The sequence below is a fragment of the Streptomyces sp. NPDC060198 genome, assembly GCF_042728415.1.
In the GTDB taxonomy this organism is placed as follows: domain Bacteria; phylum Actinomycetota; class Actinomycetes; order Streptomycetales; family Streptomycetaceae; genus Streptomyces.
In genome coordinates this window covers 1-4,810 of the sequence record NZ_JBHWZJ010000463.1, presented here as the reverse complement: position 1 = coordinate 4,810, position 4,810 = coordinate 1, and the positions used below count along the sequence as shown (strand labels likewise).

Below are 4,810 nucleotides of genomic sequence, written 5' to 3'. Positions count from 1 at the left end.
CGGTCCGGCCGTGCACGGTCAGGGGCCTGATCCTGGTGGTGACGAGGACCCGGGCCTCCACGGCGTTGCGGGCGGTGATGACGGTGGCCCAGCCGCCGTGCTCCAGTCCGCGCTCGGCGGCCAGCTGCGGCGAGAGTTCGCAGAAGAACTCCGGCTGCAGTTCGCTCAGGTAGGGCGACCAGCGGCTCATCCCCCCGGCGGTGAAGTGCTCCGTGAGCCGGTGGGTGGTGACGATGTACGGGTAGACCTCGGCGCCCGGCTCGTCGCCGCTCGGGTGGTAGCGGTTCCCCTCGCGGGCCAGGACCTTGCGGGCCGGGGCGCGGGAGACGCCGGGGTACAGCAGGTTGGTGAAGGGGGAGTCCTGCGGTTCGTAGTGCGTGGGCAGCGGACCGTCCTCGAGACCGGCGGGGACGTAGAGCCAGCCCTTGCCGTCGGCCTGCATGATGAACGGGTCGTCGCCGCGCAGGGCCGCGGGCCCGGTGGCGTCCTCGGCCGGTACGTGCGCGGGGTCGAGGTCGGGGATGAAGTCGGGGACGTCGTGGCCGGTCCAGTGGCCGGCGTCGGCGTCCCACCAGACGTACGCCTTGCGCTCGCTCCAGGGACGGCCCTCGGGGTCGGCGGAGGCGCGGTTGTAGAGGATGCGCCGGTTGGCCGGCCAGGCCCAGGCCCATTCGAGGGCGGTCCAGGTCTGCTCGGTGTGCGGCTTGCGCCGGTTCGCCTGGTTGACGCCGTCCGCGTACACCCCGCAGTAGATCCAGCAGCCGCACGAGGTGGAGCCGTCGTCCTTCAGCTCGGTGTACGCGGAGAGCGGCGCGCCGTCGGGGGCGTGGCCGTTGATCTCGGCGAGGACGGCAGTGGCGTCGGGTTCTCGCAGCGGCCCGTGGACGGGATAGTCCCAGGTCAGGTCTTGGACGGGCCGGTCACGGGGGTCGGTGGAGTCCTTCAGTCGCTCCTTGATACGGCGGCCGAGGTGGTACATGAACCACAGGTCGCTGCGGGCGTCGCCGTTCGGTTCGACGGCGGCCTGGTGCCACTGGACCCAGCGGTTGGTGTTGGTGAAGGAGCCGGACTTCTCGGTGTGGGAGGCGGCCGGGAAGAAGAAGACCTCGGTGGCGATGTCCTCGGTGCGCAGTTCGCCGGTTTCGGTCTCCGGACCGTCCTTCCACCATGTCGCCGATTCGATGAGGGAGAAGTCGCGGACGACCAGCCAGTCGAGTTCGGCCATGCCGAGGCGCTGGAGTCTGGTGTTCGCGGAGCCGACGGCGGGGTTCTCCCCCATCAGGAAGTAGCCCTTGCACTCCCCGTCCAGCTGGGCCATGACGGTCTCGTAGGTACTGTGCGAGCCGGTGAGGCGAGGGAGGTGGTCGAAGCAGAAGTCGTTCTCGGGGGTCGCCGCCTCACCGTAGTAGGACTTCAGGAGGCTGACGAAGTAGGCCCGCATGTCGCCCCAGAAGCCCTTGTCGGTGCGGCTCGCCGCGATGAAGGACTCCAGGTCCTCGTGGAGGTGGGCGTGCGGCATCGGCAGGTAGCCGGGGAGCAGGTTGAAGAGGGTGGGGATGTCGCTGGAGCCCTGGATGGAGGCGTGGCCGCGCAGTGCCTGGATCCCGCCTCCGGGCCGGCCGATGTTGCCGAGGAGGAGCTGGAGAACACAGGCGGCGCGGATGTACTGGGATCCCACGGTGTGCTGGGTCCAGCCGACGGCGTAGCAGAAGGCGCTGGTGCGTTCGCGGCCTGAGTGGGTGGTGAGGGCGTCGCACACGTCGAGGAAGACCGCCCGGGGAATGCCGCAGGTCTCCTCGACGAGTTCGGGGGTGTAGCGGGCGTAGTGCCGCTTGAGGACCTGGTAGACGCAGCGGGGGTGTTCCAGGGTTTCGTCCCGGGGCGGCACGCTCTCGGTCTGGGCGCCGCCGGAGCCGTGGGTCTCGGAGCCGCCGGCGTCCTCGACCCGCTCGTCGTAGCGCTGGTCGGGGTCTCCGGCGGGTGCCTGCACGTCGGCGCCCTCGTACTGCCAGCTCGCCGGGTCGTAGGTGCCGGTCTCCGGGTCGAAGCCGGAGAAGACCCCGTCGAGGTCCTCGGTGTCCCGGAAGTCCTCGGAGACCAGGAACGAGGCGTTGGTGTAGCGCAGGACGTACTCGCGGAAGTCCTTCTCCTCCGTCAGGACATGGTTGATGATCGCGCCGAGGAAGACGATGTCACTGCCTGCCCGGATGGGGACGTGCAGGTCGGCGAGCGCACTGGTGCGGGTGAACCGGGGATCGACGTGGATGATCTTCGCCCCGCGCGCTTTGGCCTCCATGACCCACTGGAAGCCGACGGGGTGTGCCTCGGCGTAGTTGGAGCCCTGGATCACGATGCAGTCGGAGTGCTGGAGGTCCTGCATGAAGGTGGTGGCGCCGCCGCGTCCGAAGGAGGTGCCGAGCCCGGCCACGGTGGAGCTGTGGCATACCCGCGCCTGGTTCTCGACCTGCACGATCCCGAGCCCGGTCAGCAGCTTCTTGATGAGGTAGTTCTCCTCGTTGTCGAGGGTCGCCCCACCGAGGCTGGCGATGCCCATGGTGCGGGCGGTGCGGACGCCGTCGCGCTCCCATTCCCAGGTCCGCGCCCGGGTTTCGACGACCCGGTCCGCCACCATGTCCATGGCAGTCTCCAGGTCCAGCGTCTCCCAGTCCGTGCCGTGCGGACGGCGGTACAGCACCCGGTGCAGGCGGCCGGGGCCCGTGGTCAGCTGCAGGGTCGCGGAGCCCTTGGGACAGAGTCTGCCCCGGCTGACGGGAGAGTCCGGATCGCCCTCGATCTGGACGACCCGGTCGTCCTGGACGTAGACCTGCTGGCCGCAGCCGACGGCGCAGTAGGGGCACACCGAGCGGACGATCCGGTCGGCGGTGTCCGTACGGGGCCGCAGGGCGTCGGTGTGCGGAGAGCGGGCGGCATGCCCCCGTCCGAGTGGGTCGTCGCCGGTGAGCTGGCGGTAGACGGGCCACTCGGTGATCCAGGTACGCAGGCCCATGGGCTCCACCTCCGGCTGCGGGCTCAGGGCCGGGGCCGCGCCGCCCGGGAGCCGGGGGTCGGCTCCTCCCCCAGGTTGGCCCGGCGCGGCCGGGGCGGCGACCCGGGCGCGGACGACTCCCGGGCACCCGGGAAGGTGGGCCATACACGCGGATCCGGAGGGCGGTCCTCGGAGCCGCTCACCCGCTCGGTGGCCGCCGTCAGAAAGGCGCCTGCCCGTCTCCGTCGAGCCGGGCACTTCCGCTCTCGGCGTCCATGTCGATCCGGGCCGTCCCTCGGCGGCCGTCCGGCATGCGGAGCTCGACGCCACCGCTCTGCACCGCCGGCCAGAACGAGGTCTGCAAGCCGTCGGCGCGGACGGTGCCGGACCAGCCTCCCGCACCGCTGTCGCCGTCGGTCCGCAGCGCGGCCATCACGGGGGTTTGCTCGATACCGATCACGAGCGTGGCAGGTCCTTCGTACATGTCGGTCATGGATCCAGCGTGCCCGGTACGGCGGGATCGACGCGCCCCGGCGGCAGCCGCCGTACAGCCGGAGGTCCGATGACCCGCCGGTACGTGGAGGAGGGCGCGCGAGCCGCTCTCCACGCACCGGCGTCCTCCTCAGCATCCCCGGCCCCGATCGCTCCATGCACACCGCGCATCACACGGCGAAGCATCCGGGGTCGGAGCAGCGCACTTTTCAGCGTGCGGGCGCGCAAAGCACCCCCGCTCCCCGTGCGCGCTCCCCCGCAGCCTCCGGGCGAGGAACGGGTCGGCGTGCGCCGGTGTCCGGTGGGGCAGAAGCTGGCAAGGACGCGCGCAACGCGCCCCCGCAGTCCGGCCGGGACCGGTGACAGAGGGAGGTCCGATGACCAGGAAAGGCAAGAACAGCGGCGGCAAGAAGCTCTCCCGGGGCGAAGACGTCACCTGGAAGAGCCACGGGCAGGAGGTCGAGGGTTCCGTCACGCGACGGATCGACCGCACCACCGAGGCCGCCGGACGCACCGTGAAAGCCTCGAAGGACGACCCCCAGTACGAGGTCGAGAGCGACAGGACGGGCAGGAGTGCGGTGCACAAGCCCGGTGCGCTGCGCAGGAAGGGCAGAAGTTCGTGAGCGGCGGAGAAGACCACGACCGCAGGACTGCGTTCGACGACTCGGCAAGGCCGTGAACATGACCGCCACCGAGTCGGAGAAGCGGCTCGGGACGGATGCCTCGCGGGAGGTGGGGCAGGAGGACGGCACCGGCGAGTCCACCGGCCACGCCTCCGGCCGCCGCGTCGTGGAGTTGCTGCGCACCGGGAAGGGCGACCTCGGCGAGGACGACCTCGCGCACATGCGCAAAGTCACCGGCTGCGCACGGCCGCACCTCGCGCAGCGGCCCGGGGGCGACACCTCGGACTCCCGATGGCGCGATTACCTCATGCACGGGGCATCGTCCCCCTGGGCGGCACGCCACCCTGGTTCGGCACCGTCGGCCGGGCCGGCGGGAAGGCACGCCGAAGGGGACGACGAGACGGAAAGGTGAGAACCATGCCTGCTGGATCCAGCAAGAAGCGCGAACGCCAGTACGAACACATCAAGGAGAGCCAGCAGGAGCGGGGCACCTCCGAGTCGCGGGCCGAGGAGATCGCCGCCCGGACCGTGAACAAGCAGCGGGCCCGGGCCGGCGAGTCCGGGACCGCGAGCAAGACGTCCACGCAGGACAGCAAGTCCGCCTACCAGCGTGGCGGCGAACGCTCCCACCGGGGGGCGCAAGGGCCGACCAGGGACCAGCTGTACGCGGAGGCCAAGAAGAAGAACATCGACGGGCGCTCCTCCATGA

5 protein-coding genes are annotated in these 4,810 nt (G+C 70.9%); 3 read left to right on the top strand and 2 right to left on the bottom strand.

Annotated features, from left to right (window positions below):
• Both fdh and ACFWEP_RS31675 read right to left on the bottom strand, forming a co-directional pair.
• A partial coding sequence (gene fdh, locus ACFWEP_RS31680; RefSeq protein WP_387375291.1) for a formate dehydrogenase occupies nt 1-3,007 on the bottom strand: 3,007 nt, incomplete at its 3' end.
• Between the two features lie 199 nt (nt 3,008-3,206).
• On the bottom strand, nt 3,207-3,479 hold the full coding sequence (locus ACFWEP_RS31675; protein ID WP_387375288.1) for a DUF4873 domain-containing protein: 273 nt from the start codon (nt 3,477-3,479) through the stop codon (nt 3,207-3,209).
• A gap of 376 nt (nt 3,480-3,855) precedes the next feature.
• Here ACFWEP_RS31675 and ACFWEP_RS31670 point away from each other — a divergent pair, with 376 nt between their 5' ends.
• From ACFWEP_RS31670 to ACFWEP_RS31660, 3 genes are all read left to right on the top strand, one after another.
• Entirely contained in the window at nt 3,856-4,101 is a 246-nt protein-coding gene (locus tag ACFWEP_RS31670) for a DUF2945 domain-containing protein (RefSeq protein ID WP_387375287.1), read from the top strand.
• Nucleotides 4,102-4,159: 58 nt separating this feature from the next.
• Nucleotides 4,160-4,513, top strand: coding sequence for a DUF3140 domain-containing protein (locus ACFWEP_RS31665; RefSeq protein ID WP_387375285.1), 354 nt, complete (start codon nt 4,160-4,162; stop codon nt 4,511-4,513).
• Nucleotides 4,514-4,518: 5 nt separating this feature from the next.
• Nucleotides 4,519-4,810, top strand: a 292-nt coding sequence (locus ACFWEP_RS31660) for a plasmid stabilization protein (protein WP_387375283.1), incomplete at its 3' end; no start/stop codon positions are given.